This window comes from Wolbachia endosymbiont (group B) of Protocalliphora azurea (assembly GCF_947251865.1).
Lineage (GTDB): Bacteria > Pseudomonadota > Alphaproteobacteria > Rickettsiales > Anaplasmataceae > Wolbachia.
Genome location: NZ_OX366394.1, coordinates 777,160 through 796,782, shown reverse-complemented (window position 1 = coordinate 796,782; position 19,623 = coordinate 777,160). Strand labels below are relative to the sequence as shown.

At 34.6% G+C, this 19,623-nt stretch carries 14 protein-coding genes and 4 pseudogenes; 8 read left to right on the top strand and 10 right to left on the bottom strand.

Annotation, left to right across the window (positions count from 1 at the left end; all coding sequences use genetic code 11):
• Window positions 1-14 precede the first annotated feature (14 nt).
• Window positions 15-710: an AAA family ATPase gene (locus OPR35_RS03775; RefSeq protein ID WP_265024689.1), complete on the bottom strand. Its 696-nt coding sequence runs from the start codon at window positions 708-710 to the stop codon at window positions 15-17.
• Between the two features lie 585 nt (window positions 711-1,295).
• Here OPR35_RS03775 and OPR35_RS03770 point away from each other — a divergent pair.
• The 3 genes and pseudogenes from OPR35_RS03770 to OPR35_RS03760 form a co-directional block, all read left to right on the top strand.
• Window positions 1,296-2,360 (top strand): annotated as a pseudogene (locus OPR35_RS03770) (IS256 family transposase); the annotation flags it as partial.
• Window positions 2,361-2,431: 71 nt separating this feature from the next.
• Window positions 2,432-3,664 (top strand): IS256 family transposase, encoded by a 1,233-nt coding sequence (locus OPR35_RS03765; protein ID WP_265024688.1) that lies wholly within the window; start codon window positions 2,432-2,434, stop codon window positions 3,662-3,664.
• Window positions 3,665-3,699: 35 nt separating this feature from the next.
• A pseudogene (locus tag OPR35_RS03760) lies at window positions 3,700-3,873 on the top strand (IS256 family transposase); the annotation flags it as partial.
• A gap of 36 nt (window positions 3,874-3,909) precedes the next feature.
• On the opposite strand, the gene OPR35_RS03755 reads toward OPR35_RS03760, so the two are convergent.
• Window positions 3,910-5,067 (bottom strand): ankyrin repeat domain-containing protein, encoded by a 1,158-nt coding sequence (locus tag OPR35_RS03755; protein WP_052264780.1) that lies wholly within the window; start codon window positions 5,065-5,067, stop codon window positions 3,910-3,912.
• Between the two features lie 482 nt (window positions 5,068-5,549).
• Between OPR35_RS03755 and OPR35_RS03750 the strand changes: the two are divergent.
• Window positions 5,550-5,831: pseudogene (locus OPR35_RS03750) on the top strand (transposase); the annotation flags it as partial.
• 115 nt (window positions 5,832-5,946) lie between these two features.
• Here OPR35_RS03750 and OPR35_RS03745 read toward each other — a convergent pair.
• Window positions 5,947-6,651 carry a ComF family protein gene (locus OPR35_RS03745; RefSeq protein ID WP_262986677.1) on the bottom strand — a complete coding sequence of 235 codons (705 nt, stop codon included), beginning with the start codon at window positions 6,649-6,651 and terminating at the stop codon, window positions 5,947-5,949.
• Between the two features lie 51 nt (window positions 6,652-6,702).
• Window positions 6,703-9,516 carry an excinuclease ABC subunit UvrA gene (uvrA, locus tag OPR35_RS03740; protein ID WP_265024687.1) on the bottom strand — a complete coding sequence of 938 codons (2,814 nt, stop codon included), beginning with the start codon at window positions 9,514-9,516 and terminating at the stop codon, window positions 6,703-6,705.
• Window positions 9,517-9,841: 325 nt separating this feature from the next.
• Here uvrA and OPR35_RS03735 point away from each other — a divergent pair, with 325 nt between their 5' ends.
• Entirely contained in the window at window positions 9,842-11,143 is a 1,302-nt protein-coding gene (locus tag OPR35_RS03735) for an ankyrin repeat domain-containing protein (protein ID WP_007302626.1), read from the top strand.
• Between the two features lie 60 nt (window positions 11,144-11,203).
• Window positions 11,204-12,202 (top strand): pyruvate dehydrogenase complex E1 component subunit beta, encoded by a 999-nt coding sequence (locus tag OPR35_RS03730; protein ID WP_007302625.1) that lies wholly within the window; start codon window positions 11,204-11,206, stop codon window positions 12,200-12,202.
• Window positions 12,203-12,204: 2 nt separating this feature from the next.
• Here the strand turns inward: OPR35_RS03730 and OPR35_RS03725 are convergent, their stop codons facing one another.
• Window positions 12,205-12,561 carry a TrbC/VirB2 family protein gene (locus OPR35_RS03725; RefSeq protein WP_007302624.1) on the bottom strand — a complete coding sequence of 119 codons (357 nt, stop codon included), beginning with the start codon at window positions 12,559-12,561 and terminating at the stop codon, window positions 12,205-12,207.
• Between the two features lie 199 nt (window positions 12,562-12,760).
• Here OPR35_RS03725 and lepB point away from each other — a divergent pair, with 199 nt between their 5' ends.
• Window positions 12,761-13,546: a signal peptidase I gene (gene lepB, locus OPR35_RS03720; RefSeq protein ID WP_007302623.1), complete on the top strand. Its 786-nt coding sequence runs from the start codon at window positions 12,761-12,763 to the stop codon at window positions 13,544-13,546.
• A gap of 3 nt (window positions 13,547-13,549) precedes the next feature.
• Here the strand turns inward: lepB and OPR35_RS03715 are convergent, their stop codons facing one another.
• The 4 genes from OPR35_RS03715 to iscU are packed head-to-tail and all read right to left on the bottom strand — an operon-like array spanning window position 13,550 to window position 16,649.
• Window positions 13,550-15,445, bottom strand: coding sequence for an Hsp70 family protein (locus OPR35_RS03715; RefSeq protein ID WP_019236960.1), 1,896 nt, complete (start codon window positions 15,443-15,445; stop codon window positions 13,550-13,552).
• The gene (locus OPR35_RS03710) at window positions 15,423-15,881 is read right to left on the bottom strand and encodes an iron-sulfur cluster co-chaperone HscB C-terminal domain-containing protein (RefSeq protein ID WP_214303510.1); all 459 of its coding nucleotides are present in this window, start codon (window positions 15,879-15,881) and stop codon (window positions 15,423-15,425) included. The genes OPR35_RS03715 and OPR35_RS03710 overlap by 23 nt, the downstream gene beginning before the upstream one ends.
• Window positions 15,874-16,260: a HesB/IscA family protein gene (locus OPR35_RS03705; protein WP_006012614.1), complete on the bottom strand. Its 387-nt coding sequence runs from the start codon at window positions 16,258-16,260 to the stop codon at window positions 15,874-15,876. Before OPR35_RS03705 ends, OPR35_RS03710 begins: the two co-directional genes overlap by 8 nt.
• A 5-nt stretch (window positions 16,261-16,265) precedes the next feature.
• Window positions 16,266-16,649, bottom strand: a complete 384-nt coding sequence (iscU, locus tag OPR35_RS03700; RefSeq protein WP_007302620.1) for a Fe-S cluster assembly scaffold IscU — start codon at window positions 16,647-16,649, stop codon at window positions 16,266-16,268.
• 177 nt (window positions 16,650-16,826) lie between these two features.
• Here iscU and ftsY point away from each other — a divergent pair, with 177 nt between their 5' ends.
• Window positions 16,827-17,738: a signal recognition particle-docking protein FtsY gene (gene ftsY, locus OPR35_RS03695; protein WP_214303509.1), complete on the top strand. Its 912-nt coding sequence runs from the start codon at window positions 16,827-16,829 to the stop codon at window positions 17,736-17,738.
• 836 nt (window positions 17,739-18,574) lie between these two features.
• Here the strand turns inward: ftsY and OPR35_RS07530 are convergent.
• Window positions 18,575-19,515: pseudogene (locus OPR35_RS07530) on the bottom strand (IS5 family transposase).
• Window positions 19,516-19,623: the final 108 nt, after the last annotated feature.

Below are 19,623 nucleotides of genomic sequence, written 5' to 3'. Positions count from 1 at the left end.
TCACTTCTTTCCCATTATTGTCTATCTGTTCTTTGCATAGTGGGAATTGGTATGAGTAAATAAGTTAAAGGCCCTGCATCCTCATTAACAGTTCGCTTTTTACCAACTCCGTCAATCTCATCTATAAAAATCATACAAGGACTGTTTGTCTCTGCTTTCTCAAAAACTTGATCTATATTCCTTTGACTAGACAAGCAAGACGCAGAAACAGACATAAACGCAAACAGAGATTTAGTTTGATTTGCAATTGCCTTACTAATACTAGTCTTACCAGTTCCTGGTGGACCGTACAAGAGATATCCTCCGCTTTTTGACTCACAAATTCCTCTCAACTTTTCTTTTATGTCATTTGGTAATATAATATCACTAAATGTTGTATTCCACCCTCTTTCTTCATCTTTTGCGTAAAATTCCATATTCAGCTTTGCTTCTACTTCATTTTTTGTTGCAGGACTATTAATTAACCTTGCAGAAAGATCACTAACCTCTTTTTTTAACCCATTCACTTCATCTTTCGTTACAAAATTCTCTAAAATTCTATGAACTTTTTCTTCTAGACCACTAAACCCGTATTTATTTTCTTTATCCTTTCCATCTTCTAATTCTTCTTTAATTGGAGTTAGCTTATTTTCTTCTTTCCTTAACCCTTTATTCGGCTCTTCGACTTCAGCTTTCGAGTTTTCTTGAGATTTTTTATTTTGTTTAATCATTTTATATGAAAACACAATTACTACTGCAGAAAGCGCAAATAAAATAAAAATAACAGGGGGAGCTATATTTAAAGCTGCAACTGAAGATAAAAATGCAACGTAAGGAGCTACAGCAAAAACTCCAGATGTAATTAATGTAAGGGAAGCAATAGCACCAGCTATAAAAAAAGTTATATTAGCTCTACTAGACATATTTTAGCTTATAAACAGTTAATTTATAAATAATACATTTAAAGAGTACAAGCTTTTCATAGTAAATCAAGACTAATTAAAGAGATAACTCAAGGTGTCCTTAATCAATCTATGATCGAGGTATTATGCAGTATTAAGATATAAGATGGTATGTTGTATTTTTAATTCAGTGTTCTTTTTCTGTCATTCCAGGGTACTGGAATGACAGATGCTATGATAAGAAATTCAATAACTTAAAGTAGGTAATTAAAGCCTCTAATTAAAATATGAATCTATAGTTATCATAAGCAACACTAAAGAAGTGAGGAAGTAAAAATTTACGAGGGAATGTTCAAAAAAGTGTGTCAAACCGAAAAAAAAGTAATAAATTGATATAAAAAATGGAGGTTTGATATGAGTCAAGCAAATAGAACTACTGGTTTGGTAGATTATAAAGAATTAGAAACAAATATCCTGTCATCTATACGAGAAGGAAGACCATTGACAGGAAGAGATGGAGCATTAACACCGTTTATAAAAAGGCTGCTAGAGGCAAGTCTGGAAGGTGAAATAGAAAGCCACATGTCAGCTAAAAGTGAAGAAAATAACCGAAGAAATGGAAGGAATGCAAAAACTTTACGTACAAGTTCAGGCTCATTTGAACTATTAACACCAAGAGACAGAGAAGGAAGCTTTGAACCGCAAATAGTCAAAAAAAGGCAAACAAGCCTACATCCAGAACTTGAAGCAAAGGTCTTAAGTACATACGCCAGTGGCATGGGATACAGAGACATAGCTTCACACGTTGAGGAAATATATGACCATAAAATATCAGCAGCAGAGATATCCAATATTACTGATAAACTGCTACCAATAATCAATGAATGGCGCAGCCGTCCATTGCAATCAGTGTATCCAATAGTGTTCATGGATGGCATGTTTTTTAAGGTCAAGGAGGACGGACATTGCGTAAGTAAATGCATGTATAATATATTGGGTATAAATCAAAATGGCAGAAAAGAAGTATTAGGTTTTTATCTGGCTGAAAGTGAGGGAGCTAACTTCTGGTTGGGAGTTTTAAATGACCTCAAAGAAAGAGGAGTAGAAGATATTCTGATTGCATGTGTAGATGGGCTAAAAAGCTTTCCTGCAGCCATCAACAGTGTATTTCCCAGTGCAGAAGTGCAGCTATGTATAGTACACCAAATAAGAAATTCTCTGAAATATGTATCCAGTAAAGATGTAAAAGTTTTCATGAATGATCTGAAAAAAATATATCGTGCTTCAAGTAAAGAAATTGCTGAGAATTATCTGCTTGAGCTGGAAGAAAAATGGGGAGAAAAGTATCCTTTAGTTATAAAATCCTGGCAGAACAATTGGGAAAACTTATCCAGTTATTTTAAGTATTCTGGGCCAGTTAGGAAGCTGATTTACACCACTAATCCAATTGAGGGGTTGCATAGACAAATCAGGAAATTTAGGGAATGTTCAAAAAAGTGTGTCAAACCGAAAAAAAAGTAATAAATTGATATAAAAAATGGAGGTTTGATATGAGTCAAGCAAATAGAACTACTGGTTTGGTAGATTATAAAGAATTAGAAACAAATATCCTGTCATCTATACGAGAAGGAAGACCATTGACAGGAAGAGATGGAGCATTAACACCGTTTATAAAAAGGCTGCTAGAGGCAAGTCTGGAAGGTGAAATAGAAAGCCACATGTCAGCTAAAAGTGAAGAAAATAACCGAAGAAATGGAAGGAATGCAAAAACTTTACGTACAAGTTCAGGCTCATTTGAACTATTAACACCAAGAGACAGAGAAGGAAGCTTTGAACCGCAAATAGTCAAAAAAAGGCAAACAAGCCTACATCCAGAACTTGAAGCAAAGGTCTTAAGTACATACGCCAGTGGCATGGGATACAGAGACATAGCTTCACACGTTGAGGAAATATATGACCATAAAATATCAGCAGCAGAGATATCCAATATTACTGATAAACTGCTACCAATAATCAATGAATGGCGCAGCCGTCCATTGCAATCAGTGTATCCAATAGTGTTCATGGATGGCATGTTTTTTAAGGTCAAGGAGGACGGACATTGCGTAAGTAAATGCATGTATAATATATTGGGTATAAATCAAAATGGCAGAAAAGAAGTATTAGGTTTTTATCTGGCTGAAAGTGAGGGAGCTAACTTCTGGTTGGGAGTTTTAAATGACCTCAAAGAAAGAGGAGTAGAAGATATTCTGATTGCATGTGTAGATGGGCTAAAAAGCTTTCCTGCAGCCATCAACAGTGTATTTCCCAGTGCAGAAGTGCAGCTATGTATAGTACACCAAATAAGAAATTCTCTGAAATATGTATCCAGTAAAGATGTAAAAGTTTTCATGAATGATCTGAAAAAAATATATCGTGCTTCAAGTAAAGAAATTGCTGAGAATTATCTGCTTGAGCTGGAAGAAAAATGGGGAGAAAAGTATCCTTTAGTTATAAAATCCTGGCAGAACAATTGGGAAAACTTATCCAGTTATTTTAAGTATTCTGGGCCAGTTAGGAAGCTGATTTACACCACTAATCCAATTGAGGGGTTGCATAGACAAATCAGGAAATTTACTAAAACTAAGGGTTCATTTACTAGTACAAATGCCTTGTACAAACAGGTATATTGTGCTATAAAAAAGGTAGAGCAAAGGTGGATTATGGCTCTCCCTAATTGGGCTTTAACTATGTCTCAACTTGATATTTTCTTTCCAGATAGATTGAAAATTGAGTTGAACTAAAAATGCGGCTTGACACACTTTTTTGAACGTTCCCGAAATTTACTAAAACTAAGGGTTCATTTACTAGTACAAATGCCTTGTACAAACAGGTATATTGTGCTATAAAAAAGGTAGAGCAAAGGTGGATTATGGCTCTCCCTAATTGGGCTTTAACTATGTCTCAACTTGATATTTTCTTTCCAGATAGATTGAAAATTGAGTTGAACTAAAAATGCGGCTTGACACACTTTTTTGAACGTTCCCATTTACGAAAGAGCATTATGTATACGTATGCTTTGTAGATCTACACTTTGCCACCCTTCTGTTAAGCTTTGCCTCCCTTCCATTACGTTTTGTCGCTCTTTTATTTCTTTTATTTCGTTATCGAATTTTGACATTAGATATTTAACATAACCAGATGTTAATGCTGTTGATGCAGATACAGCTATTGCTGCCGTAACAGATGTTAATGTAATTTCCATTGTCTCGGTTATAAAAAGCGTCGATGTTACAAAATTCCCTAACATGGCAACTAAGCCACCAACAACTACACTACCTTGAACTACTTTATTTTTTAAAAACCCTTTTATACTCTCTACCGTATCTTCTTGGTGATTTATAATGGCATAATACAAAGGAGTTTTCTGCAAACTATCTTTTTTATAAACATCTGCACCTCTGTCTAGTAGAGCATCTACTATCTCTAAATAGCCATTTTTAGCAGCATAATGCAAAGGAGTACTACCATTTCTATCTTTTACATGAACACTTGCGCCTTCAGCTAACAGAGCATCTACTACCTCTACATGGTTACTTAAAGTAGCATAATGCAAAGGAGCACTACCATTTTCATCTTTTACATTAATATCTGCACCTGTTTTTAGTAGAACATTTACTACATCTATGAATTTATATATAGTAGCATAATGTAAAGGAGTACGACCATTTCCATCTTTTATATTAACACCTGCACCTCTCTTTAGTAGAGCATTTACTACATCTATGAGTTCATATATAGTAGCATAATGCAAAGGAGTACTACCACTTCTGTCTTTTACATTAACATCAGCACCTTTTTTTAGTAGAGCATTTACTACACCTACACATCTACTATAAACGGCATGATGCAAAGCAGTCTCTCTATTTTCATCTTCTACATGAACATCCGCATGCCTATCTAATAAAACATTCACTAAATCCTTACAGCTAGATGCTGCAGCTGCAATTAATAATGTAAATTCGGCATCAGGATCACTTTGGATGAATGTATGATTTATACTAAAATTTTTATTTTCCCACTCTTGATACGCTATTGTATCTTCCCTTCGCAATACCTCTTTTATTTTATTAATTACGTTATCTTTATTTACACTTGCATCTTTATCAATTGCACTTAATATCTTTTTCAGATTTTCAAAATTCATCTTTACCTCCTATAACTTTACGTTGCAGTTACTACACAATTACAAACAAAAGTAAACACATTTTTGTAAATTATTTAGAAAAAGAATCCATTAAAAAAGTCAGTGATTTGCAATAAATAACTGATCCATTTAATTGAAAGAAATATGTGATGTAACTATAGTCATTATAAACAACAATAGAAAAAACACGGAAGTAAAAAATTTATACTGATCTTATCATATTTATTATTAGCATAATTATAAACATGGGAAAGCAAATACAAGTCAACTTATCTAAAAAAATAGTGAGAGGGTCTTATCTGGCGCAAAATGGATGGCCAACCTTAGTGAAAATTATTTTGCATCATTGAATAATAACAGCATTAAACCAGCCAGCTCTATAAGAAAACTAATAGAGGCTTTTTTACTTGTTCCAATTATTACATCCAGTGCTATTACACTAGCATGTACCTATTTTTTTCTGAATGCAGTGAGTATTCAAAAATATGATTGCAGCTTTGAATAAGGGAAAAATTATGGCGCCTATGATTTTTGAAGGCTATTGCGATACAGACGTTTTTAATAGCTAGTTCAAGCTTTTTGCTGGGTGATTTTGGATAATGCAACTTTTCATAGAAAATAAGTGACTTTGTTAAAAGTGTCGGTGCTGAAGTTATATATCTGCCTCCATATTCTCCTGATTTTAATCAAACCATTGGTTTGTTATAAAAAATTTAGCCAGAAAGAATATTCAGCTATTCGAACTATTAGAAAAAGAGCTATAATTATAGACTCCGTATACACTATAACTAGACTTTTTTTTAAGAGGAATGATACACAAGTTAGTACTAAGACACTAAACAGTTTTCAAAAATGAAAATTATACCTTAAAGCTGATTTTCATACAGTTCTTGCAAGCGATAGCACTCCCACTTCTCTGGCACCAGAGTTTAAAATTTCCTGAGAGCAAGACCTTGCGGTTGCGCCAGTTGTTACTACATCATCAACCAATATCACGATTTTGTTTTTGATAATTTCGCTGTTACTTACTTTAAAAGTATTTTTCAAATTTTTTTCACGCTGTTTAAGTGAAAGACCAGCTTGAGGTTTGGTGTGACGAATACGTTTTATTGCAAATGGTGTATAAGATAAATTAGATAACTTACTTAATTCCTTCGCGAGCAATGCTGCTTGATTATATTTACGTTTAAATAAGCGTATTTTATGTAGCGGTATGGGAACTATGACCTCTGCATTTTGAAACATGTCTTTGTTAGCTTTGTACATCCACTTTGCATAGACTTTCACATAATTTAAATTATCAAAAAATTTAAAATTTATAATCATATTTTTGCTATGTTCATCATAAGCAAAAACTGATCTTAATACTTTAAATGGTGAAGGGTTACTGATGCATTTACCACATGTATCAATGTTATCTGGAATTACTACACCACAAACATTACAGTAATGCTTAGTTAAAAAATTGATTTTTTTATTGCATTCACTACATAAATCATAACTTTTATCAATTATACGTTCACAACTTACGCATACGTTTGGAAATATGAGATCTGTAGCTTTTTTTAATAAGAGAAGATTCATGAATTAAATATGTTAGGTATACCTTTTAAAATGCTCCTCATAACCTAATTATTAAGAAATAGTCGATACTTGATCCAATAAATATGTTTTAAGATACTTGCCTGTAACGCTTTTTGGAGTCTGTGCAACTTTTTCTGGAGTTCCTACAGCAACCACTTCGCCACCTTTTACTCCACCCTCTGGACCAATATCTATTATGTAATCAGCAGTTTTTATAACATGTAAATTGTGCTCAATAACTATAACAGTATTTCCTAAATCAACTAGCCTATGGAGTATTTTCAGTAAATTATTTACATCTTCAAAATGTAACCCAGTTGTTGGCTCATCGAGAATATACAATGTTTTCCCGGTAAATCGCTTTGATAGTTCCTTAGACAGCTTTATTCGTTGTGCTTCACCCCCGGACAACGTTGTTGACGACTGTCCAAGCGTTATATAGCCAAGCCCTACTTCCTGTAAAGAAATCAACTTTTCCTTTATCATTGGAAGATTTTCAAAAAAGTCACATGCTTGATCTATTGTCATATCAAGCACATCAGAAATTGATTTTCCCTTGTAAGTAACTTCCAATGTTTCTCGGTTATACCTCTGTCCTCTACATTGCTCACATTTCACATAAACATCCGGTAGGAAATGCATCTCGGTCTTTAAATGCCCATCACCTTTACAAGCTTCACATCTTCCTCCCCTGGTATTAAATGAAAATCGGCCTATATTGTAACCTCGTGCCTTCGACTCTGGGAGACCTGCAAACCAATTTCTGATGTGAGTAAACATACCAACATATGTTGCTGGATTTGATGCTGGGGTCCTACCAATTGGCGATTGATCAACTTCTATAATTTTATCTATATACTCAAGGCCTTCTATTTTGTCGCATTGACCATGCCTTGCAGATGAATGATTTATCTTGTGTGCTGAGTATTTATATAATGTTTCTATCACTAAACTTGATTTCCCTCCTCCTGATATTCCAGTAACACAAATAAAATTCCCTATAGGAAATTCAACATTTATATTTTTTAAGTTGTTCTCACAAGCATTAACTACCTTTATGAACTGAGTTGTTTGCTTTCTTCTTTTTGAAATTGAAATTTCCTTCTTTCCACTTAAATACTGTCCTGTTATGCTCTCTGAATTTTTTTGTAACTGATCTGGTGTTCCTTCTGCAACAACTTTTCCTCCGTTTACACCAGCTCCAGGACCAATATCAATCACATAATCAGCAGCCATTATTGTGTCTTCATCATGTTCAACAACAATCACAGTATTACCCATGTCTCTCAGATTTTTAAGTGTGGCAATTAATCGATCATTATCACATTGATGAAGGCCAATTGAGGGTTCGTCAAGCACGTATAGCACTCCTGTTAAACCAGAGCCAATTTGCGAAGCAAGCCTGATCCTCTGGCTTTCACCACCAGAGAGAGTGCTAGATTCACGGTCAAGTGTAAGGTAATTTAGCCCTACATTCTTTAAAAATGTCAGCCTTTTGATTATTTCGTTTAATATTTTATTTGAAATTTGCTTATGTTGTTCTGTGAGCTTGTCTGGCAAATTTTCAAACCAATCAAGGGATTCATCGACGCTGAGCCCTGATATTTCACCTATGTGTTTTTCATCAATTTTCACTGTAAGTGCTTCTTTTCTCAATCTATAGCCAGCACATTCTTTGCAGTCAGTAACAGAACAATACCTATCAATAAGTGATGCATCGTAATCCATCTGGCGTTCTAGGATACTGACCAAACCTTGAAATTTCATTTCTCTAGAGCCAAAAAGTATTAAATCCTTCACTTTTTGGTCTATATTCTTCCACGGAACATCAAGACTAAATTTGCAATTTTCAGCCAGTGACAGAATTGCATTTTTTAGCAATCCATAGTTTGTATGCACTTGACGGAATATTGATCCAATTGGCTTTAAAGCACCTTCAGATATCGAGAGCGTTTCATCTGGCACTATTAGCTTTGCATCAACACTTAGCTTTTTACCGAGCCCATTGCATGAACTGCATGCACCGTAGGGGCTGTTAAAAGAAAACAATCTTGGCTCTATTTCTTCAAGAGTAAAGCCAGACTCAGGACATGCAAAATTCTCTGAGAAAGTTAAAGTTTGACCATTTTTATACTCGGAATTGTGGTTATCAGGTAAGTTAACTATTTCTGCATACATTAAGCCATGGGCAAGTCTCAATGCTGATTCTATACTGCTTGGTAGTCGATTTCCTATATCATCTGATATGGACACTCTATCTGCAATCACAAAAATATCATGTTTCTTGTTTTTATCGAGCTTAGGCAAGTCATCTATATCACATATTTCACCGTTTATTTTTAGTCTTACGTAACCCTGCTTTTTAATTTCCAGTATCTCTTTTAGATGCTCTCCCTTTCTACCACGTACAATAGGAGCAATTATATATACTTTAGTTTCTAAAGGTAATGCTGTAATAGTATCTACAATTTGAGATACAGTCTGTTTCGTTATTGGCAATCCAGTTGCGGGTGAGTAAGGAATGCCTATTCGCGCATATATTAAGCGTAGATAGTCATAAATTTCAGTAACGGTTCCAACAGTTGATCTTGGATTTTTTGAGATCGATTTTTGGTTAATTGATATTGCAGGAGAGAGGCCTGTGATCGATTCAACGTCAGGTTTATCTTGAATATTAAGAAATTGACGTGCATAAGCCGATAGACTTTCGACGTATCGGCGTTGGCCTTCTGCATAAATCGTATCGAATGCGAGGCTAGACTTACCAGAACCACTTAGTCCAGTTATAACAACTAACTTATTTTTTGGTATATTGACATCAATACCCTGCAAATTATGCTCTCTTGCACCTTTAACTCTGATCATACTTCATGTACCTTTGACCATTACAGCCTCAAAATACATAAACTTACAACAACTTTCTACTAATTTTTTCAACTATTACGGAAAACGAAGTAGCACAACTAGTGCAAAACATTTTGCCATACAACTATATAAACATCTGTTTTCGCCAAGTTAGTTCGTACAACAAATGGTGTCATAAAAGTATGTTTTCTACAATCTCATCAAAAACATGCTTACCAATTTTTGGAAACAGGAAATTTTATTTTATATAAAATATAGAATTTTGATAAATTTAACTTTTTTGTGAGATTATGCAGCGATAAAAATAAATTTAGAGGGAAAGGTTATGGTAATAGAGAAGGAGAAGTTTTTTGAAATAATAAATGAGGTAAGTGAAAGTAGCGATTTGGATGAAGATAATTTACTTGAAAAAATAAAGAATGAGTTAAAAGGAAAAGATGCAGGAGAGTACAACAAGTTTAGTAAAAATTTTAGTAAAGAACATCAATTTAGTATAAAAATTTCAGAAGAAGCTGCAGAAGATTGGACGTTGTTACATCTTGCTACAGCATGCAACAATATGTTAATAGTGGAACTTTTACTAAAAAAGAAAGCAAGTGTTAGCGCTCGAGTAAAAGATGGCTCTAAAAATGATGGGCTAACTGCTTTGCATATTGCTGCTTCTTGTGGACATGAAAGCATGGTAAAACAACTACTAAGTGATGATCGAGTTAATCCTTCATTAAAAAGCAAAAATAAGACTCCAAGGGAGGTGGTTGGTAATATAGAAAATAAAGAAGCTATAGTAAAAATGTTAAAGGAAGCAGAACAAAATTTTTGTACAAAGCATGAGAAAAAAACTGCTGCACCAGCAGATGTTATAAATTCTGTGAAACAATATGATACCATACGTAGTGGTGCACAGGCTCCTGTTACGTGCGAAAGTAGTGACAGTTTAGTAAGTGAGCAAGACTTACGTGTTAGTGTTAAGAATATGGTAGAAAAATTTGAGTCACCGCAAAGAAAAAGTGCTACATGTAGTGGTAAACAGACTCCTATTGACGAAAGTGTTAGTAGTGATGACAGCGGTCTAGAACTTGAAACTACATTTAATACCTCTTCCTGCTCCGAAATAAATCACGACGAGGCAGTTGATAATCAAACTTTAGAAAGTTTGCCATCTCAAATTCAGTTGCGAGATAGCCAAATCCAGAAATTACAAGAGGCAGATGAGGAATTAAAACGGGTAAAGAATTGCATGGGTGGACATGAGAATAGGTTAGAAGTACTTGATAAACTCAGTGAAGAGAATCAATCACTAAAACAACAAATACAAGATCTAAAAAGTAAAAATACAACACTTAATAGTGAATTAAGCAAAACCAAAGCAAATAAAGTATTACTAGAAAAAACAGAAAAAAGACAACTGTCTTTCTTAAAAATTGCTTCTGTAAACTTTACAATCATGTTGACAGTAGGTGTTGCCTTTAGTATAGCCTTCCAATTACCAATTCTATTGATGATTGCAACTTCTGTGATGTCTTCATTGATAGTCGGTGGAGTTACATACGCACTATCACCGCAACCTACTGAATTAAAAGAAGTAAGTATTCAATGCTCAGTGCAACATGATGCTTGTAAAACTTAACTTGTGCGCTTCCTGGTAATTTTGATATAGTTATTTCAGTTGAAATCTACAGGTTTACAAATGGCAATCTTAAGTGTAAGAGAAGCTTTATGCACAGCGATCAGAGAAGAAATGCAAAATGACCCTGATATATTTATCATGGGTGAAGAAGTTGCAGAGTATGATGGTGCTTATAAAGTAACGAAAGGATTACTGAAAGAGTTTGGAGAAAATAGGGTAGTTGATACACCCATTACTGAACATGGATTTGCTGGTCTTGCTGTTGGAGCAGCATTTGCTGGACTGAGGCCAATAGTCGAGTTTATGACTTTTAATTTTTCTATGCAGGCTATCGACCAAATTGTGAATTCCGCAGCAAAAACAAATTATATGTCGGGTGGACAACTTGGATGCCCTATAGTATTTCGTGGACCAAATGGAGCTGCAGCAAGAGTTGCCGCACAACATTCTCAGTGCTTTGCATCTTGGTATTCGCATGTTCCAGGTTTGAAAGTAATAGCACCTTACTTTGCCTCCGATTGCAGAGGTCTGCTTAAAGCTGCAATTCGTGACCCTAATCCGGTAATATTTCTAGAAAACGAGATCGCTTATGGACATGAGCATGAAGTTCCTGACTCTGAGCTATCAAATAAAGATTATCTACTTGAGATAGGCAAAGCTGCTGTTATACGGGAAGGAAAGGATGTAACTATCACTGCTTTTTCATTGAAACTAATGGATGCGTTAAATGCGGCAGATTTACTCTCTAGTGAAGGAATAGAAGCTGAAGTTATCGACCTCAGAACCTTAAGACCACTTGACACTGAAACAGTTATTAACTCTATTAAGAAGACCAATAGATTAGTAAGCATAGAAGAAGGTTGGCCATTTGCAGGAATAGGAGCAGAACTCTCAGCCATGATTATGGAACAAGGATTTGACTACCTTGACGCTCCGGTTGTACGGGTAACCGGCAAGGATGTCCCCTTACCTTATGCTGCAAACCTAGAAAAGAAAGCATTACCACAAGTGGAAGATATAGTTGAAGCTGTGCACCAAGTCTGCTTTAGAAAGAAATAGTCCTATTGACTCTTTTTTTTATCTCCCGTTCCACATTCTTCCATAAAAGAGGCATTTGTAGAGTTTATACCACCCATTACTTTTATGACAATAGTTTTAGCGCCAAAAAACACAGCGCAAAATACACCGAGGGCGAAAAGAGCAGGCCACGGCATTCTACCAAATATTGCAAGTAAAGCTGCTCCTATTATCACTACGGTCATAAGCGGTCCACCTATTCCCCAAACGTAGCCAATAATATTACATATTACTTGAGCAGTTGTATCGTCATTAGAGTTAGCAGCACTTCCAACATGAGAAAAAGAAATAAATAATACTATAAGTAGAATACAAAAAACCTTTCTAATTGTAGGGTTCATCCCTATACCTTAAGTTTAAATACTATAATTATATCTAAAATAGTATAATTTTTAGTAAAACTAGCATTGTGATTTATACAATATTGCATAGCAAATGATGTCTATTGGTTATCAATCACTGTCAATTACTTGAGAGCTTATTTCGACTTTCGAAAAAGAGCAATAACACCCATGAGTAAAATTTCACATTACCACTTTTATGTGTTATGATAAGCTTAAATTTATAAAGAAAATAAAATTGAAAGAATTGAGAGAGAACCGGATAGCAAGAACGAGAAAGTTTTTATCTTCACTGTTTTTTTTGCTACTAATTGCGCTATCAATACGTAGTTTTTTATTTGAGCCATTTCATATTCCTTCTGGTTCAATGAAAAGCACTCTACTTGAGGGAGATTATATTTTTACTAGTAAATATTCATATGGTTATAGTAAACACTCTTTTCCATTTTCTCCAAACATCTTTAGCGGTAGAATCTTTTATACCCCTCCGGAGCGTGGTGATATAATAGTTTTCAAGCCTACAAGAAATGACAGCATTAGATTTGTTAAGCGGGTAATAGGAATACCGGGCGATAAAGTGCAAATGATAGAGGGGGAGTTATATTTAAATGATCAGAAAGTAAAACGAAGACAAATTGAAAATTTTTTTGATTATGAGTCAAAGCGTAATATAGCAAGATACATCGAAACACTCCCGAGCGGCAAGGAGCATGAAATTCTAATAGATAATCTTTCTAATAAGTTATCATACAATACTCCAGTTTATTATGTGCCTGATGATCAATTTTTTGTTATGGGAGACAATAGAAATAATTCTTTTGATAGCAGGTTTTCTGAAATTGGGTTAATACCAACTGAAAATATAGTTGGACGCGTAAGCATGGTTGGTTTATCGTTTAAATTAGGCAAAGTTGATTGGTTGCCGTTTGATTTTAGGTTACCTATTGCTCTGAGATTTGACAGGGTACTTCACAAAGTTGTATGAACTCTATCTGTCTGCTGATTCGCATAATTCTAAAGCAGAGTTTTCTAACTCAGAGATAGCATTATTAATGTTGTCTAAGTCATTTTCCTGTAAAGCGTCTTTTGCGTTCTGTAGTAAAATTTTTAACTTTTGCTCAGTAGAAACATTTTCAACTAGATGTATGAGCTTGTTACCGTTAATTTTAGCCTCTGCAAGGGAACGAGCCTTCATGTCTTCATCAAAGTTACTTACTGACTGATTGACCATATCTTGAATATCTTCTTCATTTAAGCCAGAGCTTGAATTTATTTTAACTGTCTGTTCGACTCCAGTAGTTTTTTCTCTTGCAGTGACAGTCAATATTCCATCAATGCTAACTGTAAATCCTATTTCAACTTTTGCAGAACCTGCAGGCAATTGTGGTATACCTTTGAGTTCAAATCGTGCTAGAGATTTATTATCTTTTATCATTTCACGTTCTCCTTGACAAACGTGAATTTTCATTGCTGTTTGCCCGTTAGCGTAAGTTGTAAACTCTTTTATTTCTGAAACTGGTAGTGGTGTATTTCTTGGTATAATTTTTTCAACTATTCCCCCCATAGTTTCTATGCCAAGTGATAAAGGCAGCACATCAAGGAGAATATTCCTATCTTTTGAGTTTGAAGTTAAATAATGAGCCTGCAAAGCTGCCCCATTGGCAACTGCTTTGTCCGGATCCACATCATTCAGCACTTTATTGCCAAAGAGTTTGATTAGTGAATTTTGCACTAATGGCACTCTAGTTGCGCCACCAACTAAAATTACCCCTTTTATATCATCGATTTTAAGATCTATGTTGCTTATAGTACGAGTAACTATATTTATAGTCTTATTAACCAAAGGACTGATTGCTTGCTCGAATTCTTCTTTGGTAATTTTGCACTTAAATAATTCACCATTGATGCTGAATTCAAAAGTGCCAGAGGTATCTTCACTTAGGTACTCTTTTATAGCACGTATATTGCAGATACCAGTTTTAGTGTATGAATGTTGTAATTTGTAGGTAGTTGTATCAGATGGTGCAGTGCTTGACACTGGAATCCAGTTCTTATTATATAACTTTCTGGTGTGTTCACTTGCAATCAAACTTTCTGGATCCCAGTGTCGGAGCACTGGGATGACACTAGAGCATTTTTTATTTAAACCTACCTGTTCTCTATACTTTTCAAGCACGATTAAACTAAGTAGATGATCAAAATCATCACCACCAAGTTTAGTATCACCACCAACTGCAAGAACTTGAAACACTCCTTGATGTAATTTTAATATTGAAATGTCAAATGTTCCACCACCGAGGTCATAAACTGCATATATGCCACTGTTATTGTTCTTTTCAATGGAGTAAGAAAGTGCTGCAGCGGTTGGTTCATTAATGAGGCGAAGAACATCTATGCCAGCTAATTTTGCTGCATATTTGGTTGCGTTACGTGCTGAATCATCAAAATAAGCTGGTACAGTAATCACTGCTTTGTTAACTTTCATCCCTGTGAATTTTTTTACCCTCTTGCATAGAGTTTTTAGTATCTCAGCAGAGATCTCAATAGGAGTGAGATACTTTTCTTCTGAGCATTTTACCCTAATAACTTTTTCACTTTCGTTATCTATTTCACAATTGATACCTTCTTTATGCAAGTCTTTAACACTTTTACCCATTAAGCGTTTTATAGAGCAGATAGCGTTTTCGCCAACATCGTAGCCTACTTTTAGTACATCCTTTTCATATGAAATGACAGAAGGTAATAGTTCACGACCTTGCTCATCTTTAAATATTTCTACATTGCCAGCTTTATTTACCATGGCAATTAAAGAGTTAGTAGTTCCAAGATCTATACCAAAAACTACCTCATTTAAACTTGGTTCAGAAATTTGAACTGGCCGCATTTTCCTTTATCTCCTCAAATGACTTATATAAATATCTCAATCTAAAAACTTGCGTAGCAACTTCATCAAAATTTTTTGTAGCAAAAGCATTAATTAGGTTTTTAGTACAATCTTTTACCTTTTCATCAATCATCCTACTTGCAAATTGTAAATCATCGCAGTCTAGAAAGTATTCTCTTATTTCCATTGATTCATTTAATATTTCAGGATCAAGATGCTCTTTTTTGCTTTTTACGTCAAAAAGATCCAACAAATGTTCGGCACGCTTTAGCGGTGACTTCAGTACCTGATAAGCTTTGTTGATATTTTCCATACTTTTGGACTCTCTTTCATTTATATCAGTTTTGCTTAGCTCAATATATTTTTTCTCCAGCTCATCAAAGCTGATGTTAAAAGCCGGTTCAATTCCAAATAATGTGAAATGGTTGCTAGACATGAAAACTCTCTCCACAACCACATTTTCCTTTCTCATTAGGATTTTTGAAAATAAAACCTGATGAGAATTTTTCCTCTACATAATCCATTTCAGAGCCAAGGATAAACATGATAGATTTTGGATCGATCAGCACCTTGACTTTTTGATCATCACTGCAGCTTTCTTCAATTACCGACTCCAAAGGACGAACATCATATGCATACTCAATATCATATTTTAAACCAGAGCATCCTTTTTGCTTAATTAGAACTCTTATTCCTATTGCTTCTTCAAGGTTAGCATGCTTCTTTTTGTCCAATAAAAACCTTACCCTCTCTACTGCATTTGCAGTTAGAGTGATAGGTTTTTTAACAGAATTTACTCCTTGAAATTCACTCATATTCCTCAATGTTTTTGTTTATTTTGATAATCATGAATAGCAGCTTTTATAGCATCCTCAGCAAGTACTGAACAGTGTATCTTTACTGGCGGCAAAGACAATTCTTCCACTATTTGAGTATTCTTTATCTTTGTTACATTCTCAATAGTTTTTCCTTTGATCATTTCTGTAAGCAAAGAACTTGAAGCTATAGCAGAACCACAACCAAAAGTTTTAAATTTTGCGTCTTCAATAACACCTTTATCGTTGACCTTTATTTGCAGTTTCATTACATCTCCGCATGATGGTGCACCAACTAAACCAGTACCAACATTTGGATCATTTTTATCCAGAGAACCAACATTCCTTGGATTTTCGTAATGATCTAAAATTTTCTCATTATAACTCATAGAACTACCCGTAAACCATTACTTACATTATAACATATTTAGGTTAAAAACTAAAGTAAAATACACTAGCAAGCAGTACATTTTACTCACAAAATATATAGGTTACGAGTGTATTTACTTTACAAATACATATAGTGCATGTCATTCTTTATATGGTAATTTTAGAAGGAGTATTTCTTGAGTTTATTCAGTAATCTTTATCAAGGACTATTAAAAACCTCCTCCCGTTTTAGTGGTGGAGTAAAAAATATTTTTTCTGGCAAAAAAAAATTAGATCAGTCGCTTTTAGATGATCTGGAAGAGCTGCTGATTAGCATGGATATAGGTCATAAAACTTCTAGATTGCTTATTGATAAGCTCGCAAGTATCAAATTTGAATCAGAAGTTGAGCATAGCGTTATCACACAGCAGTTAATGAGCGAAATAGAGTCGATATTAAACCCTGTAGTGCAGCCGCTCATTTTGAATAAAAAACCACACATAATAATGGTGTGCGGAGTGAATGGTAATGGAAAAACTACAACTATAGGTAAACTTGCCTATAAATATAAGGAAAAAGGGAAATCCGTTATGCTTGTTGCGTGCGACACATTCAGAGCTGCTGCGAGTGAGCAACTAAATATTTGGGCAGAACGTTCTGATTGCTCTATTGTTACTGGAGAGCACGGTAGCGATTCTGCAAGTGTGGCATATAGAGCTGTAAGTCAAGCGATAAAAGATAGCGTTGATGTTGTTTTAATTGATACAGCAGGAAGGCTACAAAACAATGTAAATCTCATGCAAGAGCTGTCAAAAATACATAGAACGATAAAGAAATTGGATGATACTGCTCCTCATGATGTTATTTTAGTTCTTGATGGAACTACTGGCCAAAATGCTTATAGCCAATTAGAGGCCTTTAGTAAAATGGTTGGTGTTACCGGGTTAATTGTAACAAAGCTAGATGGTACTGCCAAAGGTGGAGTAGTGATTGGGCTTGCAGAAGCTTATAAGGTAAAATTACACGCTATAGGAATTGGTGAAAGTATAGAAGACCTGAGGGAATTTACTGGCAAAGAGTTTGCTGAAGCGCTGTTTAAATGTGATTGAAGATTTCCTTTAACTTTTTCATATGACCAAGCTTCAATTTTTAGATGGTGTCATTCCAGTACTTCCTATCCGAGTAACCTTTTCTTGCCATCCCAGTCTGGGATCCAGATTGCAAGTGGGTTGGGTGAGCCGTTAACGTATAAAAATTACTTCCGCATATTTTCAATCTCATTATAATTACAAATAGAGATATTTTAAGAGCTCAAAATCTATCTTTAGTCTGCAGACTTTTTAATCAAACTTATTAAAAAATGTATTCTTCAGTGTATATCTGTCGTATGTGCACTGCATTTTTTTTCTAACTCTTTTTTACACAGGAGGATTTTATGTCCAGAATTCCAGATACTTGACCTTTACTTTAGCTAAAAACCAACTGGTACCTATGGTTTTAGAAAGTGTAGGAAATAGAAACGTTTCTGTTTTTTGAGTAATTAAAAACCACTTCAGCTTGTCACTCATGCCTAAAAAATTACTATATTAATGTAATATTGATACTTGTATACCAACATAAATATATTTTAAAAATTTAAGGAGTATATTATGACAATGTCTACCACAAATTAGTGAGAAATTAGCAGCTAGCGCAAAAAGTCTCTTTGATGAGAGCGAAAAATTATTGCTTATAGCAGAGGAAATACACAATCAAGATTTAATGTATCTTTAATCACAAAAAAGAAGATATTCTACATCTTCTTTTTTTTATGCGATAATTAGCTACTTGTTTTCGTATTCGTCCAGACAAGGTAGTTATGAGTAAAAACAGCAAATGGTCAGTGCGTGAAACTGGAATGGCTTTGTTGCACAGCTCTTCGGATAGTGGGTAATGTATAATAAATTCATGAAGCTATATCAAACTTAGCCATGCCTATTTCAGTAAATTTGTTAAGCAAATAACACTTGAGTAGCAGTTCCTTCTCACGATTAATCTCAGATTTATTCCTAAAACTAAATCCAAATATTTGCTTCAGTCGCGAGAAAAAACTTTCTATATAAGATCTCTTCCAATAATTTATCTCTTTTTTCCACCTCTTCATACCATCTTCATCATATGACTTTATGAGCTTGATTGTAGAATTTCTCTCATTCATATAATCCAACTTTGGATGCTCTACTGCATTATTTTGCGGAGGAATCCTTGTCTTTATGTCAAGCTCATCGCACAGTTTGTATAACTTCTTTCGATCTATCTGCATATATCGTGCTTATGTTATACTTGGTATCCACTCTTTCAATAAGATCACAGGCTCCATAGTGGTCGGAATAAACTCCACTACTGTATTTTGCAGCTATAACTTTTTTACTACCTATCTCTAGCATTACATCTTGTTTGCTCATAGCGGCGATACTTTCTATCTGTACCATTTGCCTTACTATGGCCTGGAATATTATTGTAGATGCTGATACCTGTACTATCTATAGCAATTTCAATATCTTCCATATCGTTCTTATCAACTCTGCAGTCGTTGATTTTGATATTAAGCTTTTTAAACCTTCTTGAAGCCTGCGAATAGCTGATAATTTGCAAAATTTTCCCTATTTGCTCAAGATATTTCTCTATAAATCCCACTGTTTGCCTAAGACCAATCCTGAATAGATAGGTTATTATGTGAATTAGAATCACTACTTTGTCGCTGTAGACATTGTTGCCACCTGCTACTTTTGGACTATTTTCGTACCAATTTTCAATGGCATCGTTGATATAATGAAAAACATTTCCCCTTTCTTGAAGAAATTTGTTATATTCATTGCAGTTACTGACTTTCATTCTTATTGGCATATTTTTCCTTTGTCGGCTAAATATCTATTTTATAACAAATTCCATCAGTAACTGCCTGTTCTTTCCTTGAGTGGTGCAACAAAGCCCGCTGGAATTCAGAAATAAAGA

What these genes read in the sequence shown, in the direction of transcription:
- OPR35_RS03775 (WP_265024689.1), bottom strand. Translation starts at nt 710, where the DNA reads ATGATTAAACAAAATAAAAAATCTCAAGAAAACTCGAAAGCTGAAGTC.
- OPR35_RS03765 (WP_265024688.1), top strand. Translation starts at nt 2,432, where the DNA reads ATGAGTCAAGCAAATAGAACTACTGGTTTGGTAGATTATAAAGAATTA.
- OPR35_RS03755 (WP_052264780.1), bottom strand. Translation starts at nt 5,067, where the DNA reads ATGAATTTTGAAAATCTGAAAAAGATATTAAGTGCAATTGATAAAGAT.
- OPR35_RS03745 (WP_262986677.1), bottom strand. Translation starts at nt 6,651, where the DNA reads ATGAATCTTCTCTTATTAAAAAAAGCTACAGATCTCATATTTCCAAAC.
- uvrA (WP_265024687.1), bottom strand. Translation starts at nt 9,516, where the DNA reads ATGATCAGAGTTAAAGGTGCAAGAGAGCATAATTTGCAGGGTATTGAT.
- OPR35_RS03735 (WP_007302626.1), top strand. Translation starts at nt 9,842, where the DNA reads ATGGTAATAGAGAAGGAGAAGTTTTTTGAAATAATAAATGAGGTAAGT.
- OPR35_RS03730 (WP_007302625.1), top strand. Translation starts at nt 11,204, where the DNA reads ATGGCAATCTTAAGTGTAAGAGAAGCTTTATGCACAGCGATCAGAGAA.
- OPR35_RS03725 (WP_007302624.1), bottom strand. Translation starts at nt 12,561, where the DNA reads ATGAACCCTACAATTAGAAAGGTTTTTTGTATTCTACTTATAGTATTA.
- lepB (WP_007302623.1), top strand. Translation starts at nt 12,761, where the DNA reads ATGTGTTATGATAAGCTTAAATTTATAAAGAAAATAAAATTGAAAGAA.
- OPR35_RS03715 (WP_019236960.1), bottom strand. Translation starts at nt 15,445, where the DNA reads ATGCGGCCAGTTCAAATTTCTGAACCAAGTTTAAATGAGGTAGTTTTT.
- OPR35_RS03710 (WP_214303510.1), bottom strand. Translation starts at nt 15,881, where the DNA reads ATGTCTAGCAACCATTTCACATTATTTGGAATTGAACCGGCTTTTAAC.
- OPR35_RS03705 (WP_006012614.1), bottom strand. Translation starts at nt 16,260, where the DNA reads ATGAGTGAATTTCAAGGAGTAAATTCTGTTAAAAAACCTATCACTCTA.
- iscU (WP_007302620.1), bottom strand. Translation starts at nt 16,649, where the DNA reads ATGAGTTATAATGAGAAAATTTTAGATCATTACGAAAATCCAAGGAAT.